Annotated in this window: 15 protein-coding genes, 1 tRNA gene and 3 pseudogenes; 6 read left to right on the forward strand and 13 right to left on the reverse strand. The window is 61.4% G+C overall.

Annotation, left to right across the window (positions count from 1 at the left end; all coding sequences use genetic code 11):
• Positions 1–143: 143 nt before the first annotated feature.
• The 5 genes from phoU to tadA all read right to left on the reverse strand — a co-directional run bounded on the left by phoU (position 144) and on the right by tadA (position 6,547).
• Complete coding sequence (gene phoU, locus E5E97_RS19205) at positions 144–854, reverse strand: phosphate signaling complex protein PhoU (RefSeq protein WP_005334097.1); 711 nt, start codon at positions 852–854, stop codon at positions 144–146.
• Between the two features lie 99 nt (positions 855–953).
• Positions 954–1,772 (reverse strand): phosphate ABC transporter ATP-binding protein PstB, encoded by an 819-nt coding sequence (gene pstB, locus E5E97_RS19210; RefSeq protein ID WP_011706615.1) that lies wholly within the window; start codon positions 1,770–1,772, stop codon positions 954–956.
• A gap of 109 nt (positions 1,773–1,881) precedes the next feature.
• Positions 1,882–3,531, reverse strand: coding sequence for a phosphate ABC transporter permease PstA (gene pstA, locus E5E97_RS19215; RefSeq protein WP_011706616.1), 1,650 nt, complete (start codon positions 3,529–3,531; stop codon positions 1,882–1,884).
• Positions 3,532–3,563: 32 nt separating this feature from the next.
• Positions 3,564–5,801: an ABC transporter permease subunit gene (locus E5E97_RS19220; protein ID WP_073350862.1), complete on the reverse strand. Its 2,238-nt coding sequence runs from the start codon at positions 5,799–5,801 to the stop codon at positions 3,564–3,566.
• 206 nt (positions 5,802–6,007) lie between these two features.
• Entirely contained in the window at positions 6,008–6,547 is a 540-nt protein-coding gene (tadA, locus tag E5E97_RS19225; RefSeq protein WP_158196973.1) for a tRNA adenosine(34) deaminase TadA, read from the reverse strand.
• 273 nt (positions 6,548–6,820) lie between these two features.
• Here tadA and E5E97_RS19230 point away from each other — a divergent pair.
• Positions 6,821–6,897 (forward strand) — tRNA-Pro (locus E5E97_RS19230).
• 46 nt (positions 6,898–6,943) lie between these two features.
• On the opposite strand, the pseudogene E5E97_RS19235 reads toward E5E97_RS19230, so the two are convergent.
• Positions 6,944–7,920 (reverse strand): annotated as a pseudogene (locus E5E97_RS19235) (IS1595 family transposase).
• 318 nt (positions 7,921–8,238) lie between these two features.
• On the opposite strand from E5E97_RS19235, the gene E5E97_RS19240 reads away from it, so the two are divergent.
• From E5E97_RS19240 to aceA, 3 genes are all read left to right on the forward strand, one after another.
• A complete protein-coding gene (locus E5E97_RS19240; protein ID WP_162837656.1) occupies positions 8,239–8,385 on the forward strand; it encodes a hypothetical protein in 147 nt (48 codons plus the stop codon).
• Between the two features lie 715 nt (positions 8,386–9,100).
• Positions 9,101–10,708 (forward strand): malate synthase A, encoded by a 1,608-nt coding sequence (aceB, locus tag E5E97_RS19245; RefSeq protein WP_171280807.1) that lies wholly within the window; start codon positions 9,101–9,103, stop codon positions 10,706–10,708.
• 73 nt (positions 10,709–10,781) lie between these two features.
• Complete coding sequence (aceA, locus tag E5E97_RS19250) at positions 10,782–12,095, forward strand: isocitrate lyase (protein ID WP_011706620.1); 1,314 nt, start codon at positions 10,782–10,784, stop codon at positions 12,093–12,095.
• 112 nt (positions 12,096–12,207) lie between these two features.
• On the opposite strand, the gene hda is transcribed toward aceA, so the two are convergent.
• The 3 genes from hda to upp all read right to left on the reverse strand — a co-directional run bounded on the left by hda (position 12,208) and on the right by upp (position 14,923).
• Positions 12,208–12,909 carry a DnaA inactivator Hda gene (gene hda, locus E5E97_RS19255; RefSeq protein WP_016351307.1) on the reverse strand — a complete coding sequence of 234 codons (702 nt, stop codon included), beginning with the start codon at positions 12,907–12,909 and terminating at the stop codon, positions 12,208–12,210.
• 215 nt (positions 12,910–13,124) lie between these two features.
• Positions 13,125–14,153, reverse strand: coding sequence for a DUF2066 domain-containing protein (locus E5E97_RS19260; protein ID WP_171280808.1), 1,029 nt, complete (start codon positions 14,151–14,153; stop codon positions 13,125–13,127).
• A 143-nt stretch (positions 14,154–14,296) separates the two neighbouring features.
• Positions 14,297–14,923, reverse strand: a complete 627-nt coding sequence (gene upp / locus E5E97_RS19265; protein WP_005302745.1) for a uracil phosphoribosyltransferase — start codon at positions 14,921–14,923, stop codon at positions 14,297–14,299.
• A gap of 175 nt (positions 14,924–15,098) precedes the next feature.
• Between upp and purM the strand changes: the two genes are divergently transcribed.
• Together purM and purN are read left to right on the forward strand one after the other, a co-directional pair.
• On the forward strand, positions 15,099–16,136 hold the full coding sequence (purM, locus tag E5E97_RS19270; protein ID WP_171280809.1) for a phosphoribosylformylglycinamidine cyclo-ligase: 1,038 nt from the start codon (positions 15,099–15,101) through the stop codon (positions 16,134–16,136).
• A gap of 32 nt (positions 16,137–16,168) precedes the next feature.
• Positions 16,169–16,807, forward strand: coding sequence for a phosphoribosylglycinamide formyltransferase (purN, locus tag E5E97_RS19275; protein WP_171280810.1), 639 nt, complete (start codon positions 16,169–16,171; stop codon positions 16,805–16,807).
• Between the two features lie 118 nt (positions 16,808–16,925).
• Here the strand turns inward: purN and E5E97_RS19280 are convergent, their stop codons facing one another.
• The 4 genes and pseudogenes from E5E97_RS19280 to E5E97_RS19295 all read right to left on the reverse strand — a co-directional run bounded on the left by E5E97_RS19280 (position 16,926) and on the right by E5E97_RS19295 (position 21,799).
• Positions 16,926–17,687, reverse strand: a complete 762-nt coding sequence (locus E5E97_RS19280) for a Nif3-like dinuclear metal center hexameric protein (protein ID WP_171280811.1) — start codon at positions 17,685–17,687, stop codon at positions 16,926–16,928.
• Positions 17,688–17,833: 146 nt separating this feature from the next.
• Positions 17,834–19,176: pseudogene (locus E5E97_RS19285) on the reverse strand (sigma-54-dependent transcriptional regulator).
• A gap of 61 nt (positions 19,177–19,237) precedes the next feature.
• A complete protein-coding gene (locus tag E5E97_RS19290; protein ID WP_011706627.1) occupies positions 19,238–20,272 on the reverse strand; it encodes a sensor histidine kinase in 1,035 nt (344 codons plus the stop codon).
• A 106-nt stretch (positions 20,273–20,378) separates the two neighbouring features.
• Positions 20,379–21,799, reverse strand: a pseudogene (locus E5E97_RS19295) (sigma-54 dependent transcriptional regulator).
• Positions 21,800–21,931: the final 132 nt, after the last annotated feature.

The raw sequence follows: 21,931 nt of genomic DNA on the forward strand, positions 1-21,931 counted from the left end.
CGGGGGGCCGGACCGTGAGTCAATCCGGGACTCACACAGGGGGCATATTCTAGCAGAAAAGCGCCAAGCGGGTGGCGATATCTTGCACTGACTGAAAAGGCAACAAAAAAGGCGCTCAAAGCGCCTTTTTATGCATCTCAGACTCATCCTTTCCCCAGCAGGGTGCCCAGATCGTCCGCCTTGGTGTGGCGCACGTCCTTGCCCTTGACGTAGTAGACGATGTACTCGCAGATGTGCTGGCAGCGATCCCCCACTCGCTCGATGGCCCGCGCCGCCCACAGCACGTTGAGCACCTGCGGTATGGTACGCGGATCTTCCATCATGTAGGTCATCAGCTCGCGGATGATGGACTCGTACTCCCGGTCCACCTTGTCATCTTCCTTGTAGACCGCCAGCGCCGCGTCCAGATCCATGCGGGCGAAGGCGTCCAGCACGTCGTGCAGCATCTTGATAGTGCGGCGGCCCATGTTCTCCAGCGACACCAGCGGCGGCTGCGGCTTGTTGGCGTTGTCGGTCAGCATGCGGGCAATCTTGTCTGCCACATCGCCGATGCGCTCGAGATCGGTTATGGTCTTGATGATGGCCATCACCAACCGCAGGTCGGAGGCGGTGGGCTGGCGCTTGGCGATGATGCGAGTGCACTCCTCGTCGATCGCCACTTCCATGGCGTTCACCTTGTGGTCGTTGGCGACGATCTTGCGCGCCGCGTCCAGATCCTGATCGTGGATCGCCGCGATGGCGTCGGTCAGCTGCTGCTCTACCAGCCCGCCCATCACCAGCACCTGGTTGCGCACGCTCTCGAGCTCGGCATTGAACTGACCGGAGATGTGTTTGTTGAGGTTCATATTGTCCATACAAATAATCCTTGATGCTCCGAGTATGCCTTAGTCGTTGAACTGACCGGTAATCTGTTTGTTGTTGCCCATCTTGCTCATCTCCATCACCAACATCCCTTAGCCGTAACGACCGGTGATGTAGTCTTCGGTCTTCTTCTTGGCCGGGGTGGTGAAGATGGTGTTGGTGTCCGAGTACTCGATGAGCTCGCCCATGTACATGAAGGCGGTCTGATCCGAGACCCGCGCCGCCTGCTGCATGTTGTGGGTGACTATCACCACGGTGAACTGGCTCTTGAGCTCGTTGATCAGCTCCTCAATGGTGAGGGTGGAAATGGGGTCGAGCGCCGAGGTCGGTTCATCGAGCAGCAGCACTTCCGGTTCGATGGCGATGGCACGGGCAATCACCAGTCGCTGCTGCTGACCGCCGGAGAGGCCGAAGGCGTTGTCGTGCAGGCGATCCTTCACCTCGTCCCACAGGGCCGCGCCGCGCAGGGAGCGCTCGGCTGCCTCGTCCAGGGTACGGCGGTCGTTGATCCCTTGCAGGCGCAGGCCATAGACCACGTTCTCATAGATGGACTTGGGGAAAGGGTTGGGACGCTGGAACACCATGCCCACCTGACGGCGCAGGGCGGAAACATCCACGCTCTTGTCGTAGATGTTGTGACCGTGCAGCTGGATTTCGCCCTCGATGCGGCAGATCTCCACCAGATCGTTCATCCGGTTGATGCAGCGCAGCAGAGTGGACTTGCCACAGCCGGAGGGGCCGATAAAGGCGGTCACCTGGCCCTTGGGGATCTTCATGTTGACGTTGAACAGCGCCTGCTTGTTGCCGTAGTACAGGTTGAGATCCTTCACTTCCAGCGCGGTCTGCTCCGGGCTCAGGTTGAGCAGGTCGGTCGCGGTGTGCTGGCTGGACGCGGTCGTTACGTTGATCATCTGTTACCTCAAAATCTGTCGGTGGCGGCGGGCACTCTTATTGCCCGCGGCCGGAACGCTTGGCTGACAGGGAACCCCGTTCCCTGCCCGTCTCTGTGGTGCTGGTCTATCAATGTTCCAGCGACCGGAATTTCTCGCGCAAGTGGTTGCGGATCCCGATGGCCGTCAGGTTGAGGCCGACGATCACCGTCACCAGCAGGAAGGAGGTGGCGTAGACCAAGGGGCGCGCAGCCTCGACGTTGGGGCTCTGGAAGCCGACGTCATAGATGTGGAAGCCCAGGTGCATGAACTTGCGCTCCACGTGCAGGTACGGGAAGTTGCCGTCCATCGGCAGGGTCGGCGCCAGTTTCACCACCCCCACCAGCATCAGCGGCGCCACTTCACCGGCCGCACGGGCGATGGCCAGGATGAGGCCGGTCATGATGGCCGGGCTCGCCATCGGCAGCACGATGCGCCACAGGGTCTCGGCCTGGGTGGCTCCCAGTGCCAGCGAGCCCTGGCGGATGGTGCTCGGGATCCGGGCCAGCCCCTCTTCGGTGGAGACGATCACCACCGGCAGGGTCAGGATGGCCAGGGTCAGCGCCGACCAGATGACGCCAGGGGAGCCAAAGGTCGGGCTCGGCAGCGCTTCCGGATAGAACAGCTGATCCAGCGAACCACCGAGGGTGTAGACGAAGAAGCCCAGGCCGAACACGCCGTACACGATGGAGGGCACACCCGCCAGGTTGATCACCGCGATGCGGATGATCTTGGTCAGGCTGTTCTTGCCTGCGTATTCGTGCAGATAGACCGCCGCCACCACGCCTAGCGGGGTCACGATGATCGCCATCAGGAACACCATGAACACGGTGCCGAAGATGGCCGGAAACACCCCGCCCTCGGTGTTGGCCTCGCGCGGATCGTCGGAGACGAACTTGCCGATCTGGTGGAACCAGTAGCCCACCTTGGCCGGCAGACTCATGTCGTTGGGCCACACCACGTCCAGCACCTTGGACATGGGCATGGTCACTAGTTCGCCGCGCATGTCCTTGACCGTGATGCTGTCTCTGTCCGCCTGGGCACGCAGGGAGAACAGCTCTTTTTCCAGCACCTGATAACGGTCGTTGAGGGCCTGACGCTCGCTCGCCAGCTCGGCTTTAAGCTGATCGGTCAGCTTGTCGTCCAGCTCGGCCTTGCGCTCTTTCAGGCGCAGCCGCTCCAGCTGATAGTTGATGCTGCCGATGTCCCCTTTTTGCAGATCGTCGGCCTGCTCCGAGAGACCGTTGGCCCGCGCCAGCACGCGCTGCAGGGCAGGATGCAGGTTCTCGGTCAGCGCCTTGCCATCCTCTTTCACCCCGACGATGTAGCCGTAGAAGTTGCCGTTGGTGGCACGCTCCACCATGGCCAGCTCGGTCGGCAGGCTCTGGGACTTGATGTCGGTCTCCAGCACCCAGCGAAAATCCAGGTCGACGAACTCGCGGTTGCCGGTCTTGACCAGATAGCGGGTCAGCAGCTCGCGCTCTTCCCCCTCCAGCGGCAGGCCGGCGGCCCGCAGCCGCTCTACCGGTACCAGCTCGCGGTCGTTGATTTCGCCGATCAGCACGCTCTTGTTGCCCTGGGCGTCTTCCAGTTGCCACTCATAGATGGGATGGGGCCAGAAGTAGACCAGACCACGCCAGCCGATCAGCAGCAGCAGACCCAGTACCGCTACCAGACTCAGGCTGACGGCGCCGCCGGTCATCCAGATCCAGGGGGCCCCCGATTTAAACCACTTACCCATTGTCGATTCCTCGGTCCTTTCAGAGCAGCCCATCACAGAGAGCTGTATTTTTCACGCAACCGCTGACGGATGAACTCGGCCAGGGTATTGAACAAGAAGGTGAACACGAACAGCACGAAGGCAGCGAGGAACAGCACCCGATAGTGCGAGCTGCCCACTTCCGATTCCGGCATCTCCACCGCGATGTTGGCGGCCAGGGTACGCAGCCCCTGGAACATGGAGAAGTCCATGATGGGCGTGTTGCCGGTGGCCATCAGCACTATCATGGTCTCGCCCACCGCGCGGCCAAGGCCCATCATCACCGCGGAGAAGATGCCCGGGCTCGCGGTGAGGATCACCACCCGGCTCAGGGTCTGCCACGGGGTCGCCCCCAGCGCCAGCGAGCCCTGGGTGAGGTGCTTGGGCACCGAGAAGACCGCGTCTTCGGCGATGGAGAAGATGGTCGGAATGACCGCGAAGCCCATGGCGATGCCCACCACCAGCGAGTTGCGCTGGTCGAACTTGATGCCCATTTCGTGGGTCAGCCAGATGCGCGAATCCCCGTGCATGAAGGCGTTCTCGATGAGCGGGCTCACCGCGAAGGCGCCCCAGCCAATCAGCAGCAGCACCGGGATCAGCAAGATGGCGTGCCACCCTTCCGGCAACCAGGATTTGCCGCGCTCTGGCAGGTAGTTCCAGATCAAGGCGGTCAGCAGCATTCCCATCGGCAGCAGGATCAACAGCAGCACCACGCCGGGCAGCGCCCCCTCGATGATGGGTGCGAGCCACAGACCGGCCAGAAAGCCGAGGATAACGGTCGGCAGCGCCGCCATGATCTCCACCGTCGGCTTGACGTATTTGCGCAGCCCCGCCGACATGAAGTAGGCGGTGTAGATGGCGCCGGCGACGCCGAGCGGCACCGCAAACACCATGGCATAGAAGGAGGCTTTCAAGGTACCGAACACCAGCGGCACCAGGCTCAGCTTGGCTTCGAAGTCGTTGCTGGCGGAGGTGGACTGCCACACGTACTGGGGCTCGGGATAGCCTTCATACCACACCTGTTGCCAGAGGGCCGACCAGGTCACCTCGGGGTGCTCGTTCTCCACCGCGAACAGCTTGAAGGCATCCCCCTGCTGCATCAGCAGCACGTTGTGACGGGGGGAGATGGCCAGGGCCGACAGGGCGCCGCCCTCTACTTTCTCGCTCAGCAGCTTGGTCTCGCCGGTGGCGTGGAAGAAGCTGACTGTGCCCTCTTTGTCGGCACTGATGAAGCCCTTGCGAAAATGCTCCGGGGTCAGCTGCGCCACGGCACCATCGCCCTTGAAGTCACGGATCTGGGTGAACTGGCGCTTGCCATCCCGAGCCACTTCGAACCACTGGGAGATGACGCCGTTGTCGTTGCCCACCAGCAGGGAGGAGGCGCCGGAGAGCAGCTCGACCCGGGTCACGTTGGCGTTGGGAGCGTTGATCTCCATGACATCGCGCAGGGAGATGTCATTGAGGTTGTGAATGTCGTAGACGGAGAGGCGGTTGCCTTCGCGCACGAACAGAATGCGCAGGTTGGGGGTCAGCAGCATCTGATCCACATGACGCGGCAGGGACGGGATGCTGTAGTTCTGGGCGCTCCACTCGATGTCACCGGAGAGGAAGTTCTCCTCGCCGCTCATCACCGCCATCACGCCACGACCATCGGCGGTCACGGCGGCGGTGGCCATCTTGTCCTTGGTGGCTTCAAACACCATGAGCGTCAGCGCCTTGCCCTGGGGGTCAACCACTACCGGCGCTTCGCCGAAGGGGGACTGCAGGCTGGGCTCGATGACCCGCACATCGTTGGGATAGGAGACCTTGAAATAGGGCTGCACCACCTGGGCCTTGCCATCGGCAAAACCATAGGCGATGAGCTTCTGGCCTGGCGCGGGCGGGGCGACGGCGGTGATGTCACCCTTCACCTGCGCCTGACCCAGCACCTGGCCCACCTTGACCTTGCCATCCCCCTGGACGGCGAAGAAGTTGACCTGGCCTTTGTCGCTGAAGCGATAGCCAATCTCGTTCTGCTCTTCCACCCCCAGCCAGGCGGTCTTGCCCGCCACGGGCAAGGTAAATGACGCGGTCGGCTCCATCGTGGCGCCATTGAAGATGGGTTTCACCACATAGAGCAGATAGAAGAAAATGAGCAACAGGGCAACCAATACCAGAGCACCACCCGTGGTGACCCCGTACTTGGCCAACTTATCCTTGATACGGCGCTTTCTGCTGCCCGCCATACCTAAGTTTATCGATTCCGATGACATGCAAAACCTCAATGTGAGCTAGGCTTGGCGGCATTATATGGCGGTTGCATGACAGTTTTGTTACATCAAGGCCCTCTGGGAAGAGGTTATTTTGAAGGGGAATTCAGACCAGAGTTCGCTGGTAAACAGCATTGCCAACCATCTGTTTTATAAGAAGATACAGGAAAGTATAAAGCGCGAAGGCGGCCTCGCCGACTGCGCCGTTCTCAGTCGGCGGAGCCGCCGCTTTGTTGCAGTGCCAATCTGGCGGCCTTTTTCTCGGCGCGCCGCCGCCGAAAGAAATCCGACAGCTGGGCCGAGCAGGCATCGGCCAGCACACCGCCAGTCAGTTCAACCCCATGGTTATGGCGCGGGTCCTGCAAGATCTCGAACACCGAACCCGCCGCGCCGGTCTTGAGGTCACGGGCACCGTAGACCACCCGCTTGACTCGGCTGTGGATGAGGGCACCGGCGCACATGCAGCAGGGCTCCAGAGTGACATAGAGGGTGGTATCGAGCAGACGGTAATTTTGCAGCCGAACGCCGGCGGCCCGGATCGCCATCACTTCGGCATGGGCACAGGCATCGTGCTCGCTGATGGAGCGGTTCCACCCCTCCCCCACGATCTCGTCACCCAGTACCAGCACGGCCCCGACCGGGATCTCGCCGATCCCCTCCGCCCTTTCGGCCAACGCCATGGCATGGCGCATCCAGCGTTCATCCTGCTCGCGCTGGCTCACTGATTCTGTGACGTCTGATGGTTTCACACCCTGGTTCCTCTCTGTGACGGGTTGCCGGCGATGCACTTGCAGCTTGATTGCCTGCCGACCATTGGCCGCAACCGGGTAACGCCACCAAGCAGCATGATGGCGGGATCCCCGGCAATACGGGGCGGCGATTATGCCAAATCTGCGTCACAGCCCCAAGTCGCATCTTGCCTGCACAATAAAGAAGCAGTCAGCATCTCCCTGATAAAAAAGGAGTTGCACCCATTTGCTCAGATCATTAGACTTCCCTCCGTCAGCTCGAACTGACCTCGTCGGTGTGTAGCGCAGCCAGGTAGCGCATCTGCATGGGGTGTAGAGGGTCGGAGGTTCGAATCCTCTCACACCGACCAATTTCCCCGAAAATAGCCCAGTCTCGCGACTGGGCTATTTTTTTGGCTATGTCCCAATTACGTGTTGCATGGGGCGCCCCAGCGCCTCATGCAAGCAACGTGAGATATTCACTTCCCTCCCATAGCGCTCCAACATCCTTCGCCAACCTAGATAATTCCTCAGATAGTGGGTCGCGACCCCATGGAACCGCTCCATCCACTCCTTCAATCGCCTGTGGTACCCGTTCACATGTTGGATGTGATATGCACCCACCACCCGCTCTCCCGCTCGATTGCGCACCACTTGGTGTGTTATCCCCAGTCCCTCGCTGAAACTCGCATACACCCCGGCACCATCGCTGCACAGGACGGCATCCGGGGCGATAAGTGGCTCAAGCACCGCCTTCACCGCCCTGGCATTCAGCCGTTCCAACTGGAAATCAGCCAGGTGGCCTGCTCTGTCTTGCACCACCATCACCGGGATGTAATCCGGTCCTGTGCCTCGGGTACGGCCTTTACCTCCACGATGGCGGGCCGGGCGGGGCAATTCGCGCTGTCCTTTGAACGACTCCAGGAAGAAGGTCTCATCGACCTCGACAATACCCTCTTCCCGTACCGCCTGGTGGCTAGCCATGGCCTTCAGGAAGCGGTGACGCCACAAAAAGGCGGTGTTTTTGCAGACTCCGCAGCGGAGGGCGGCTTGTCGGACGGTCAGACCGTCGATGAGGGCCTGTGCATAGTCTTCCCAGCATTGTGGCTTGCGAAGTCGAGCGAGAGGCGTGTTGGTGAGAACGGAACTGGTGCGCAGACACTGCTTGCAGCGATAACGGCGCAGCCCTCGAGACCAGCCCCAGGGAGCTAGTTGTGTGGCCTCGGCCTGGCAGTGAGGGCAGCATTGGCATGCGGGAAGTTGAGTGGCCAACGAGGTGATGGGGTGAGGGGTGAGGGGTGAGGGGTGGTGAGTTCCTGTTGCGCGAGACGACGCTGACGCAAAGTGAGCAATGGGAAGAGGGACAGTAGATGTTGAAAAGCTTGGGTATCCATGATGGCGGCCCTCAAGGTGATGACCTACTTCAAGGTTAGCCTTTCAACACATAACTGGGACTGAGCCATTTTTTTGCCTGCTTTTATATTTCCGCCACACCTGTTGTAGCGCATCAGCTAACCGTCTAAATGCTCTTCCTGGGTGAGCCTGTCGCAGAGTCACCACACAGTTGTGGTACAAATTTCATTCAGAACCGCTTGAAACCTTTCAAGAGTCCCGCTAGGATACGCAACTTTTCCGCCGGCAGTTCAAACAGGGAGGTGGGAGCGCGGGTGATGGAGTCACCGACCGGCTTGCAATCAATGAGGCAAGCACCCATGACCAAAGCAGTTGAAACACAGCCCGAGTACGCCCCTCTGCCCCAACCGGCTACCGAGTCCGCAACCAATCAGTATGCCACCGAACACGGCCCGGTGGTGCGGCTCGATGTCGTCGATCTGGCGGCCCCGGACGATGATTACTGAGCCGACGGCGCAGACATGCCACTCTTGAACTACCGGGAGAAAATGGCAGTGGCACTGGAAATGGCGCCCCGTTTTACCTCCTTTGAGGGCCAGGATGGCCCGCTGACACAAATAACAATAAAATGCTACACAACTAAACAACAGTAGTCATATCCACTGCCACATCCCCTCCCTGCCCCCAGGCACCTCATCAACCCAAGCGATACAAACCTACGTTATTGCGCCTCACTTTCTCCTCTTCTGCCGACCAGATCCCATTCGACCCCTTTTAGCCTAGCTTGTTTTAAACAAACGTTCTCTCCTTAACGCCAGCAGGAGTTATATGCCTACTGGGTTTACATCTTTCATTTCATACGTGTGTTTTTTAGAAGCTTGGAGTTAGGTCGGGATTTGTTTTTGCATTTGTAATTTTATTACGTAATAACTTACATACCAGCATCCCTATCCCCCTCACCATCCGCCACCGGCAGGGGATGAAAAACAAGAGCATAACCATCTGCATAGAGTTTTTACGCTAATCACATAAATTCTTTATAAACATAAACTTAACATCATCACCAAAACGTGTGTTTTAAAAAACCTGTTGACGAATAGAGCAATATTTCGCACCTTATGAATCGTGTTACCCCGTTGTTACGGGAAGTTTGAAAAAACAGGGATCGACTTTAGTCGTAGTTAATTAGTTCAAAATGTAATTCTCAAAGGAGTGAACCCTATGTCGGCACCGGCCCAGACCCACTGCAGCGCTCGTCTGCGCATCCAGGGCGAGACGCATCCCGATTACGCGCAAATTCTGACGCCGGATGCGGTGGCCCTGGTATCCGAACTGGTGGAACGCTTTGCTCCCCAACGGGACGAATTGTTGAAACAACGAGTGGCGCGTCAGGCCCGCATCGACGGCGGCGAGCTGCCCGATTTTCTGCCTGAAACCGCCCACATCCGCGCCGGAGACTGGACGGTGCGCGGCATTCCCGCCGACCTGCAAGATCGCCGCGTGGAGATCACCGGCCCGGTCGAGCGCAAGATGGTGATCAACGCCCTCAACGCCAACGTCAAGGTGTTCATGGCGGACTTCGAGGATTCGCTGGCACCGGCCTGGAACAAGGTGATCGAGGGTCAGATCAACCTGCGCGATGCGGTCAACGGCACCGTCTCCTACACCAGCCCGGAAGGGAAGGCTTATACCCTGAACGCCGATCCGGCCGTGCTTATCTGCCGGGTGCGCGGTCTGCATCTGCCGGAAAAACATGTCACCTTCGATGGCGCTCCCATTCCCGGCGGCTTGTTCGACTTCGCCCTCTACTTCCTGCACAACTATCAGGCGCTGCTGGCCAAGGGCTCCGGCCCCTACTTCTACGTACCCAAGCTGCAGAGCCATCTGGAAGGGCGCTGGTGGAGTGAAGTGTTCGCCTGGACCGAGGACAAGTTCGGCCTGCCCCGCGGCACCATCAAGGCCACCGTACTCATCGAAACCCTGCCAGCGGTGTTCGAGATGGATGAGCTGCTCTATCAGATGAAGGATCACATCGTCGCTCTCAACTGCGGCCGCTGGGATTACATCTTCAGCTACATCAAGACCTTGAAGAACCACCCTGATCGCGTCCTGCCGGACCGCCAGGTGGTGACCATGGACAAACCGTTCCTGTCCGCCTATTCGCGGCTGCTGATCAAGACCTGCCACAAACGCGGCGCGCTGGCCATGGGTGGCATGGCAGCCTTTATCCCGGCGAAAGATCCTGCCGTGAATGAACAGGTATTTGCCAAGGTGAAGGCGGATAAAGAGCGTGAAGCCAGCAACGGCCACGACGGTACCTGGGTGGCCCACCCCGGCCTCGCCGATACCGCCATGGCGGTGTTCAACGCCGCCATCCCGGCTGGCGCCAGCAACCAGATAGGCGTGCTGCGCGAGCAGGATGCCCCCATCACGGCCGCCGAGCTGCTGGCCCCCTGCGAGGGTGAGCGCACCGAGGCGGGCATGCGCACCAACATCCGGGTGGCGTTGCAGTATCTGGAAGCCTGGATCAACGGCAACGGCTGCGTGCCCATCTACGGTCTGATGGAAGATGCCGCCACCGCCGAAATCTCCCGCACCTCCATCTGGCAGTGGATCCGCCACGGCAAGAGCCTGTCGAACGGCAAGGTGGTGACCAAGGAGCTGTTCCGCCAGATGCTGGCCGAGGAGCAGGAGGTGGTCAAAGCCGAAGTGGGGGCCGAGCGCTGGCAGGCAGGCCGCTTCGCCGAGGCGAGCGAGCTGATGGAACAGATCACCTGCGCCGATACGCTGATCGATTTTCTGACGCTGCCCGGTTACGAGCGGCTCTGAACTACGGGCCCCGGGCGGGGCTCGCCAATAACAAGTCAATGGAAACGTGAAATCAATGAAAGAGGGAACTGATATGGCACTGACCCGTGAGCAACAGATCCAGGCTATCGAGAAAGACTGGGCGGAAAACCCCCGCTGGAAAGGGATCAAGCGCGGCTACAGCGCCGAAGACGTGGTAAACCTGCGTGGCAGCCTGCAACCGGTGCACACCCTGGCCCAGCGCGGTGCCGACAAGCTGTGGGAACTGATCCACGGCGGCGCCAAGAAAGGCTATGTAAACTGCCTCGGCGCCCTGACCGGCGGTCAGGCGGTGCAACAGGCCAAGGCGGGCATCGAGGCAATTTACCTCTCCGGCTGGCAGGTGGCGGCGGACAACAACCTCTCCTCCACCATGTACCCGGATCAGTCCCTCTACCCGGCCAACTCGGTGCCATCGGTGGTGGAGCGCATCAACAACTCCTTCGCCCGTGCCGACCAGATCCAGTGGGCCAACAAGGTGGGCCCGCAGGACAAGGGCTTCATCGACTACTTCCTGCCTATCGTGGCGGATGCCGAAGCCGGTTTCGGCGGCGTGCTGAACGCCTTCGAGCTGATGAAGGGGATGATTGAAGCGGGCGCCGCCGGCGTGCACTTCGAAGATCAGCTCGCTTCCGTCAAGAAGTGCGGCCATATGGGCGGCAAGGTGCTGGTGCCGAGCCAGGAAGCGGTGCAGAAGCTCATCGCAGCCCGTCTGGCAGCGGACGTCTGCGGCACCACCACCCTGGTGATCGCCCGTACCGACGCCAACGCCGCCGACCTGCTGACCACGGACGCCGATCCGTACGATGCCGGCTTCCTGACCGGTGAGCGCACCTCAGAAGGCTTCTACAAGGTGCAGGCCGGTATCGAGCAAGCCATCTCCCGCGGTCTGGCCTATGCCCCTTACGCCGACATGGTGTGGTGCGAAACCGCCAAGCCGGATCTGGACGAGGCGCGCAAGTTTGCCGAAGCCATCAAGGCCCAGTACCCGGACAAGATCCTGGCCTACAACTGCTCGCCGAGCTTCAACTGGAAGAAGAACCTGGACGATGCCACCATCGCCCGCTTCCAGCAGGAGCTGTCCGACATGGGCTACAAGTACCAGTTCATCACCCTGGCGGGTATCCACAACATGTGGTTCCACATGTACGAGCTGGCCTACCAGTACGCCCGTGGCGAAGGGATGAAGCACTATGTCGAGATGGTGCAGCAGCCTGAATTCGCCGCTGCCGAGCGGGGTTACACCTTCGTGGCACACCAACAGGAAGTGGGGACCGGTTACTTCGACAAGGTAACCACCGTCATTCAGGGCGGCCAATCCTCGGTGACCGCGCTGACCGGTTCCACCGAAGAAGATCAGTTCCACTGATAGGCAGAACTCTTTGAGAAAGTCCTTGAGATAGCAAAACCCCGGCCACTGGCCGGGGTTTCTTTTTATTGATTGCCTCGGCGCCGCTCGCGCTCAAGCACACCCGAAGGGCTCAGAGCTCGAGGATCTCTTTGACAAAGGGGATGGTCAGCTTGCGCTTGGCACGGAAGGAGGCGTTGTCGAGCTGATTGAGAGTGGTGAGCAGGGTGCGCATGTCGCGCGAGAGACGGTTTAGCAGGAAGCGGCCCACGTCGATGGGCAATTTGAAGCCCCGCAGCTCGGCACGCAGCTGCAGGGCACTGAGCTTGCCTTCATCGTCCAGCTCGTCGAGGTGGAAGCTCACTCCCCAGTCCAGCCGTGAGGCGAGATCCGGCAGTTGCAGCCCCAGTTTGCGCGGCGCACTGCAGCCGGTCACCACCAGGGTACCCTCACCCTTCTCCTGCCAGCGGTTGTAAAAATCGAACAGGGCCCGCTCCCACAGCGCATTGCCGGCGATCGCCTCCAGGCTGTCGAGGCAGACCAGCGGCAGGCTTTCGAGGGCGTCGAGCATGCTGGGGTCGAGCTGTTCGAACTGATCGAGGGAGAGATAAGCGGCTGCGGCGTCGCGGGCATTGACCTCGGCGCAGGTGGCGTGCAGCAGGTGGGAGCGGCCCGATCCCTTAGCCCCCCAGAAATAGAGGAAAGGTGAGCCCTGACCAATGGCCGCATTTTTGAGGGCGGTGATCAGATGAGCATTGTTGCCGGGATAAAAACTGACGAAGGTTTCATCATCCGGTAGTTGTACGGCTAAAGACAGTTGGGCCGGTTGCTTCACTCGTTGGGCTTTGACTGTGACATTTGCGGGCAAGTGTATCATCGCGAAGGCGGATAGAGAACCGCCCGGACGATGCCGGGCGGTGTGGATCCTCATAAAGGATCCAGGCTGCGACCATTGCTAACGAAAGCGGCTACTCCTTGGCCGGCGCGAAAAACCGCACCCTGGGCCCACGCTGGTTATGCCCGGCCAGCCGGTCAGGATCCTTGCCAGGATCAGGGCTGCGACCATTGATAGCTCAACCCCTCTGGGGTATCCGCCAGCTGGCGCAACCGGCTCTCCAGCTGCAGCCCGCGGATGAGCTCGGCCTTGTCCCCTTGCAGGCTCAGGTTGAAGGTCACCTTGTCCCCCTCCAGTTTGCCAATCTCCACCTTGGTGACGCTGGCCATCCCCTGCAGCATCTTCTGCACCGTGATCATGCCGTCGATGCCGGACAACCCCTCCACCACCAGTGTCTGGCTGGAGGCCACCCCCGAAATGCGCGCCCCGTAGTTCTGCACCAGCCAGCCTGCCAGGGCATCGGCGAACGTCTGCGCCACCTCGGCCTGGGTACCGGCGCCCTCGCCCTTGGTCAGTTCGCTCAGCTCACCGCCCGCTTTGGGGCCGTAGAGTCCCCAGTCAATGTTCCACTTGCCCTCCTCCTTGCCATCGGGCGTCAGCTTGCCCAGCACCACCATCTCGGCGCCGTAACGCTGGCTCGCCTTGAGGATGGGATCGGCGAAGCGGCCCCAGACGTCGGTGGCATTGACCGCCATGTTGTCATCGAGATCCATCAAGGGAATGCTGACCGGCAGGCCCATGGCCTGGCTCTGGGTTCGCAGCGCGGCGGCCCAGCCATCGCTGGACTGATCCGGCAGAATGCGCCGCTCCCCTTCATTGATCACCAGCCAGATGGCGACCTGCGGCCGGGCCGGACCCAGCAGGGCGAACTTGCTCTCGGCCACCAGGGCATTGACCTTGGCCACATCGAAATCGGCCTTGAGAAACTTCACCGGCCCCACATCCTGATAACCGTAGTGCTGCACGAACTCGCCGGGGGCCGTCAGTGCCTTGACCACCGCCGGCTGGGTCAGGATGTCGCGCTTGCCGGTCACCTTGATCAGCACCTCGCCCAGGGCTTGGGACTGGGCTGCCGCCATGTCGCCGCTGGTAGGGGCCTTGCCCTGATAGAGATCGGTCACCTGGGCGGCCGACACCATGAATGACAAGCCGCAGCAGAGGGCGGTCACAACACGTTTGAGCATGAGAGGAGTCTCGAAATGGGAGATGGTGCTTATGGTAGCGGCAAGGCGCGCATGGCAGCAAGCCGGGGCGGGAGAAACAGCGGAGCCGGCGGGGTGCCGGCTCCGTTTGCGCGCCTGCTGGCGCGCGATGAGGCGATCGAGGCTTACTTGGTGCCGAAGATCTTGTCGCCGGCATCGCCCAGACCCGGGACAATGTAGCCTTTCTCGTTCAGGCCCTGGTCGATGGAGGCGCAGAACAGCTCCACGTCCGGGTGAGCGGCTTCCAGCGCCTTGATGCCTTCCGGCGCGGCAACCAGCACCAGCACCTTGATGGACTGGCAGCCCTTCTTCTTGAGCAGGTCGATGGTGGCGATCATGGAGCCGCCGGTAGCCAGCATGGGGTCGATGACCAGTGCCAGACGCTCTTCGATGTTGCTGACGATCTTCTCGAAGTAGGGAACCGGCTGCAGGGTCTCTTCGTCGCGGTAGATGCCGACCACGCTGACGCGGGCGCTCGGCATATGCTCCAGCACGCCATCCATCATGCCCAGACCAGCACGCAGGATGGGCACCACGGTGACCTTCTTGCCCTTGATCTGGTCAACTTCCACTGGCCCATTCCAGCCATCGATGGTAACCTTCTCGGTTTCGAAGTCAGAGGTCGCTTCGTAGGTCAACAAACTGCCCACTTCCTTGGCCAGTTCACGGAAACGCTTGGTGCTGATATCGCCTTCACGCATCAGACCGATCTTGTGCTTGACCAGGGGGTGTTTGACTTCAACGACTTTCATTATTATCTCCTCTAACTGCCGCAAAAAAATCGCGGAATCATACAACAAAAGCTGCCGCTTGTAGAGCATTTCCGCGCAAAAACGCGCAAACGATTTCCTTTCTGGTTTTTCACCGCCACTGTTAGAATACGCCCCGAATTTTACCCTCCACTTCTTTATATGACGGGGAATACGCGTGACTGACAAAACCTCACTGAGCTACAAGGATGCTGGCGTGGATATCGATGCCGGCAATGCACTGGTTGAACGTATCAAGGGCGTGTCAAAGCGCACTCGTCGTCCTGAAGTCCTTGGTGGTCTTGGCGGCTTTGGGGCCTTGTGTCAAATCCCTGCGGGCTACAAGGAGCCGGTGCTGGTCTCAGGCACCGACGGGGTGGGCACCAAGCTGCGCCTCGCCATCGACCTGAAGAAGCACGACACCGTCGGCATCGATCTGGTGGCCATGTGCGTCAATGACCTGATCGTGCAGGGCGCCGAGCCCCTCTTCTTCCTCGACTACTATGCCACCGGCAAACTGGACGTCGATATCGCCGCGGCGGTGGTCACCGGCATCGGTGCCGGCTGCGAGCAGTCCGGTTGCGCCCTGGTGGGCGGCGAAACCGCCGAGATGCCGGGCATGTATGAAGGGGAAGACTACGACATCGCCGGCTTCTGCGTCGGTGTGGTGGAGAAGAGCGAGATCATCGACGGCAGCAAGGTCGGCGAAGGGGATGCCCTGATCGCCCTGGCCGCCAGCGGCCCCCACTCCAACGGTTTCTCGCTGGTACGCAAGATCCTGGAAGTTTCCAAGGCCGATGTGCAGCAGCCGCTGGGTGACACCACCCTGGCCAACGCCCTGCTGGAGCCGACCCGCATCTACGTGAAACCCGTGCTCAAGCTCATCAAGGAGTGCGAGATCCACGCCCTGTCCCACATCACAGGTGGCGGCTTCTGGGAGAACATCCCGCGCGTGCTGCCCGCCAACACCCAGGCGGTGATCGATGAGCAGAGCTGGCAGTGGCCGGCGGTGTTCAGCTGGCTGCAGCAGGCCGGCAACGTCACCCGCCACGAGATGTACCGCACCTTCAACTGCGGCGTCGGCATGATCATCGCCCTGCCGGCGGATCAGCTGGAAAAAGCGCTGACCCTGCTCAAGGCCGAAGGCGAAAACGCCTGGCATATCGGCCATATCGCCAAGGCGGCCGATGGTGAGGAGCAGGTCATCATTCAATGAATGACCGGATCAACAGCCAAATGACCTCCCCCATGAAACGCATCCTGGTGCTGATCTCCGGCAACGGCAGCAACCTGCAGACCATCCTCGACAGTTGTGCCGACGGCAAGATTGCCGGTCAGGTGGTCGGCGTCATCAGCAACAAGGCCGATGCCTATGGTCTGGTGCGTGCCAAAGAGGCGGGGGTGGCCACCGCCATCCTCGCCCAGCAGCAGTTTGCCAGCCGGGAGGAGTATGACGCGGCCCTGTTGGCGCTGATGGCGGACTATCAGCCCGATCTGGTGGTACTGGCCGGGTTTATGCGGATCCTGAGTGCCGACCTGGTGCGGCACTTTGCCGGGCGGATGATCAACATCCACCCCTCCCTGCTGCCCAAGTACCAGGGGTTGCACACCCACCAGCGCGCCATCGACGCCGGTGACGACGAGCATGGCGCCAGCGTCCACTTCGTCACCGAAGAGCTGGACGGCGGCCCGGTGATCCTGCAGGCCCGCGTCCCCATCTTCGAAGGGGATGATACCGACGAGGTGGCGGCCCGGGTACAGGTGCAGGAGCACAGCATCTACCCGCTGGTGGTGCAGTGGTTCTGTGAAGGGCGCTTGCAGATGCGAGCAGGGTCTGCCTTGCTCGATAGCAAGCAGCTTGGCCCGGCAGGCTATGCCTGCGAGTAATCGCTAACAACAGCATGCAAAATAGAACAAGGGAGGCCCAGGCCTCCCTTGTCATTTTTATCTACCAGCGCAATTGCTGTCATCACGTCCGATTACGCCGCTGCGCGGCTAATCGAACCTACACCGGATTGTCGATATCGATAAAGGTCACATCCAGCCCGTGCACCGTCGTCAGCCACTCCCCCAGCGCCTTGACGCCGTAACGCTCGGTGGCGTGGTGACCGGCGGCGTAGAAGTGCATCCCCATCTCGCGGGCGGTGTGGATGGTCTGCTCGGAGGCTTCGCCGGAGATGAAGGCATCGATGCCCTGCTCCGCCGCCAGATTGATGTAGCTCTGGCCGCCGCCGGTGCACCAGGCCACGGAGCGGATAAGCTCGGGGCCACTGTCGCCGCAATGGAGCGGCTCACGGCCGAGTCGCTCGGCAATCAGCTTGGCAAAATCGCTGCCGCTCATGGGCTCTTCCAGCTTGCCCACCATGGCGACGCTCTTGCTGTTCCAGGGCTCGAGGCCGCGGCGCACCTTGATGTCGAGCAGCTTGGCGAGCTGGGCGTTGTTGCCCACCTCGGGGTGCACGTCCAGCGGCAGGTGGTAGGCAAACAGGTTGATGTCGTGAGTCAGCAAGGTCTTGATGCGGCGCTGTTTCATGCCGGTGATCTGGGCCGGTTCACCGCTCCAGAAGTAGCCGTGATGAACCAGGATGGCGTCAGCATCGGCGGCCACGGCCGCATCGATCAGGGCCTGGCTGGCGGTGACGCCGGTCACCACCTTGCGAATGCGCTCACGCCCCTCCACCTGCAGGCCATTGGGGCAGTAATCCTTGATGGCATGCGGTTCGAGCAGATGGTTGAGTACGGTTTCGAGTTTTCGATGAGAGATCATAGGGGTCCCTTATAAAGGCGCCGACCCCTGTGCTGCGATGCAGACAGGAATCGGGCTCATAACGCCGAGGCCCCATGATAATCGAGGCTGGCCACCAAGACCATGATGCCTCCCGCACTGTGGCCCTTGGCCGGGCCGGAGTGACATCAGGCCGGCAGGTCGATCCCCGCCTCGCGCATCTGGGCCAGCTTGTAGCGCAGGGTACGCGGGCTGATGCCGAGCCGGTCGGCCACCGCCTTGCGGCTGCCGTTGCAATCCTGCAGGGTGTCGAGAATGATCTGGTGCTCCTGCTGCTTGAGCTCGCTGCCCAGGTGTTCGCTGCCGCTGCTGCGCTCACTGCCGACAAGGCGGATCTCTTCTTCCTCCACCTCTTCCAGGATCAGGTGCTCGCAGCCGATGAGGCCGTCGGGGCTCAGGATCAGGGCGCGCTGCACCACGTTGTCGAGCTCGCGCACGTTGCCGGGCCAGGGGTGAGCCAGCAGCCGCTCGCGCGCGGGCTCGGTTAGCTGCGGCGTCGGCAGTCCCTGCTGAGCGGCATGCAGCGCCAGCAGGTGCTCCGCCAGCGGCAGTATGTCGCCGGGACGCTCCCACAGCGCCGTCCAGCGCAGCGGGAAGACATTGAGGCGGTAGTAGAGATCCTCGCGAAACAGGCCGTCCTGCACCGCTTTCTTCAAGTCCCGGTTGCTGGTGGCGATGACCCGCACATCGAGCGGGATCATCTTGCGACTGCCGAGCCGCTCCACCTCTTTCTCCTGCAATACCCGCAGCAGCTTGGCCTGCAGTCCCAGATCCATCTCGGTGATCTCGTCGAGCAGCAGGGTCCCCCCTGCGCCTGCTCGAACTTGCCGGGGCAGCCCTGTACCGCGCCGGTAAAGGCCCCCTTCTCGTAGCCGAACAGGGTCGCCTCCAGCATGTTTTCCGGAATGGCGGCGCAGTTGATGGCGACGAACGTCTGCTCGGCACGGCTGGAGTTGTCGTGGATGTAGCGGGCCAGCACCTCTTTGCCCGTCCCGCTCGGACCGGTCACCATCACGGTGGCCTCGCTTCTGGCCACCCGGGTCGCCAGCTGGAACAGCTCGGCGGTCTTGGGATCGCCATAGACCACGGCCCGCTTCTCCACCTTCTGGGCAGGCACATAACGGCTGACCTGGTTGAGCAGCACCTCGGGCGAGAAGGGCTTGGCCAGATAATCGATGGCGCCTTCGCGCATGGCGCGCACCGCACCGTCGATGTTGGCGTAGGCGGTCATCAACAGCACCGGCACCTGGGGATATTGCTGACGAATGTTGGCCAGCAGGGTCAGGCCATCCATGCCCCCCATCTGGATATCCGAGATCACCATGTCGAAACTCTGGCGCGACAGGGCCAGCAAAGCGCGCTCGCCACTGTCCACCTCGCGGCACTCATAGCCGCCGAGCAACAGGGTATCCACCAGCGCTTCGCGCAGGCCATTGTCATCTTCCACTACCAGGATCCGGGCCTGAGTCATGCTACACCTCCCACCACAGCCAACCTGGCCGCTGCAATATTCATTTCCACGAGCCTGACGCTCATGCTACACCCCCCAGCTGCACCGCTTGCTGGTGCAGGGGGAACGACAGGGTAAAACAGGTCCCCTCGCCGGGTACCGAGGCCACACTGACCTCGCCTTGATGGGCACGGACCACGGATTGCACCACCGCCAGCCCAAGGCCGGTGCCCTGGGAGCGGGTGGTGAAGAAGGGTTCGAAAATCTGGCTCAGCAGGTGAGCGGGCATCCCCTTGCCGTTGTCGAGAATGCGCAGCTCCACCCGGGCGCCGCTGCGCACGGCGCTCACCAGAAGCGAGGTGGCGCCGGCCTGCTGGGCATTGGCGATGAGGTTGTTGACCGCACCCGCCAATGCGCTGCTGTTGGCCAGCAGGCAGAGATCGGGCTCCGGCGCCTCCATGTGCAGCTCACAGCCCTGCTGGCTGCAAAACGCCTCGGCGCCGGCCTGCACCTCGGCCAGCAACCCCTGCACCGACGTCGGGGTCACCACCTGGTTGTCGCCGTTGCGGGCAAACAGCAGGATGTCGCTGATCTGCTTTTCGAGATCCTGCAGGCGTGCCATCAGCTTTTGCTGGAACTGGCTGCGGGATTCGGGTTTGAGGGTGCGGTTGGCCAGGTTGGCGGCATAGAGCATGGCGGCGGAGAGCGGCGTGCGGATCTGGTGGGCCAGCGAGGCGGCCATGTTGCCAAGGGCGGACAACCGCTTCATGTGGTTGATGCGGTCTTGCAGCTGGCGGGTTTCGGTCAGATCGTTGATGAACACCAGCTGGCCCGGCTGATCCGGCAGCGGCTGGGTCGAGAGCTGAACCCTACGCCCATCGCGCAGGGAAATCTCGTGGCCATCATCCTCGCGGGGCTGGAAACAGCGGTCGATGATCTGGCGCCAGGCCTGGCCTTCCAGCGGCTCCCCCAGCAGCGCCTTGGCGGCCGGGTTGGCGCGGGTGATCCGGCCCTCGCCGTCGAGCAGCAAGACACCGGTGGGCAGCGCCGTGAAGATGGCGTAAAGCTGGCTCACCTCGTGAGACTGGAGCGGGGTATCCTGCGGCTGGGCTGTCATAAAGCTGACCTCAAACTGGCGACTGAGTCAGCTTATTCAATTTCCATGCCACTAAAATTCACATATAAAATCAAAGCCTTGAAGCTAGGCGTCAAGGCTTTGACCCTTATGCTTCCTTGCTCATCCCGTATTTTTTCATCTTCTCCACCAGGGTGGTACGGCGCATGCCGAGCAGGTCGGCGGCGCGGGCCACTACCCCGTCCTGGGACTCCAGCGCCTGGCGGATCAGTTCCACCTCCAGGTCGGCCAGCATCTCCTTGAGGTTGACCCCCTCCTCTGGCAGCTGCATGGCGCGGGCGTGGCTGACGGGCAGATCCAGCTCGGGCGGATCCTGGAACACGGCGGCCAGCGCATCGCGCTCGTCCATCTCGGTCAGCCGCTCGTCCCGCGGCTCGCACGGCAGCAACCGATAGCGGCTCGGCAAGTCAGCCACGTCGACGATCTGCTGCGGGTAGAGGATGAGCAGCCGCTCCAGCAGGTTGGAGAGCTCACGCACGTTGCCGGGCCAGGGGTACTGCATCAGGGACTCCATGGCGCGCTGGGTCAGGCGGATCATCCCCTGATGCAGCTCGGCATGGCGGTTGAGCAGCTCCTGCAGCAGCAGCGGGATGTCGTCGGCCCGCTCCCGCAGCGGCGGTGTCTCGATGGGGAAGACGTTGAGGCGATAGTAGAGATCTTCACGAAAACCCTGGGTACGGATCATGGCTTCCAGATCCCGGTGGGTGGCCGCGATGATGCGCACATCCGCTTGGATGGGCTTGCCGCCGCCGACCCGATCGAACAACCGCTCCTGCAGCACCCGCAGCAGCTTGACCTGCATCGGCAGCGGCATGTCGCCGATTTCGTCGAGAAACAAGGTGCCCCCTGTGCCAGCTCGAAGCGGCCGCGCCGGGCCGCGATGGCGCCGGTGAAGGCCCCCTTCTCATGGCCGAACAGCTCGCTTTCGAGCAGCTCAGCCGGAATGGCGCCGCAGTTGATGGGCACGAAGGGGCCCTGGCTTCGGCCGGACAGTTCATGGATGGCGCGGGCCACGACCTCCTTGCCGGTACCCGATTCGCCGAGGATCAGCACGTTGGCATCGGTCTCGGCCACCTGGCTGATGAGCCGACGCACCTCCTGGATCCCCTTGCCCTTGCCCACCAGCAGGCGCAGCAGCGCCTGTCCCTTGTCGTGGGTTTGCTGGCGAGGATGGAGGGAGACGAAGGCCTGGCAAAAGTGCAGATGGCGGGTCAGGGATTCGTAGGTGAAGGGCGCCTCGGCCACTCCGATGAAGTTGCTGTTGGGGAAGTCGGCCTCCACCAGCGACAGGAAAGGCACCCGGGGGAATCCGGTCAGCAGCTCGCCCAGCGGGCGGCCGTTGAGGGAACCGGTCAGCACCCCCTGCAGCGGGCCGGATGACTCGATGGCCACATCCAGATCGCCCTCGGCAACGTCCTGCCAGGGGATCCCCATGAACGAGAGAACTGTCCCCAACTGCTGGCGCCGCTGCGCATCGGCGTCAACAATCAACACTCCCATTGCCATCATATCCATCCCTCTTATTCTCGACGTAACTTATTGTTTTATTGTGCTTATGTGGTCAAACCACGCACTTTATGCAGGATGCACAAAGTGCCAAAATTCCGACGCATTGTCAAAATTTGTCGCATTTCACCTAAG

Origin of the sequence: Aeromonas sp. 2692-1, from assembly GCF_013085505.1 — a bacterium.
GTDB lineage: Bacteria > Pseudomonadota > Gammaproteobacteria > Enterobacterales > Aeromonadaceae > Aeromonas > Aeromonas hydrophila.

Excerpts from the sequence above, each read along its gene's own strand:
- aceB (WP_171280807.1), top strand. The coding sequence starts at position 9,101 with ATGTCGGCACCGGCCCAGACCCACTGCAGCGCTCGTCTGCGCATCCAG.
- purN (WP_171280810.1), top strand. The coding sequence starts at position 16,169 with ATGAAACGCATCCTGGTGCTGATCTCCGGCAACGGCAGCAACCTGCAG.
- E5E97_RS19220 (WP_073350862.1), bottom strand. The coding sequence starts at position 5,801 with ATGTCATCGGAATCGATAAACTTAGGTATGGCGGGCAGCAGAAAGCGC.
- E5E97_RS19280 (WP_171280811.1), bottom strand. The coding sequence starts at position 17,687 with ATGATCTCTCATCGAAAACTCGAAACCGTACTCAACCATCTGCTCGAA.
- E5E97_RS19240 (WP_162837656.1), top strand. The coding sequence starts at position 8,239 with ATGACCAAAGCAGTTGAAACACAGCCCGAGTACGCCCCTCTGCCCCAA.
- pstB (WP_011706615.1), bottom strand. The coding sequence starts at position 1,772 with ATGATCAACGTAACGACCGCGTCCAGCCAGCACACCGCGACCGACCTG.
- pstA (WP_011706616.1), bottom strand. The coding sequence starts at position 3,531 with ATGGGTAAGTGGTTTAAATCGGGGGCCCCCTGGATCTGGATGACCGGC.
- phoU (WP_005334097.1), bottom strand. The coding sequence starts at position 854 with ATGGACAATATGAACCTCAACAAACACATCTCCGGTCAGTTCAATGCC.
- aceA (WP_011706620.1), top strand. The coding sequence starts at position 10,782 with ATGGCACTGACCCGTGAGCAACAGATCCAGGCTATCGAGAAAGACTGG.
- E5E97_RS19290 (WP_011706627.1), bottom strand. The coding sequence starts at position 20,272 with ATGACAGCCCAGCCGCAGGATACCCCGCTCCAGTCTCACGAGGTGAGC.
- E5E97_RS19260 (WP_171280808.1), bottom strand. The coding sequence starts at position 14,153 with ATGCTCAAACGTGTTGTGACCGCCCTCTGCTGCGGCTTGTCATTCATG.
- upp (WP_005302745.1), bottom strand. The coding sequence starts at position 14,923 with ATGAAAGTCGTTGAAGTCAAACACCCCCTGGTCAAGCACAAGATCGGT.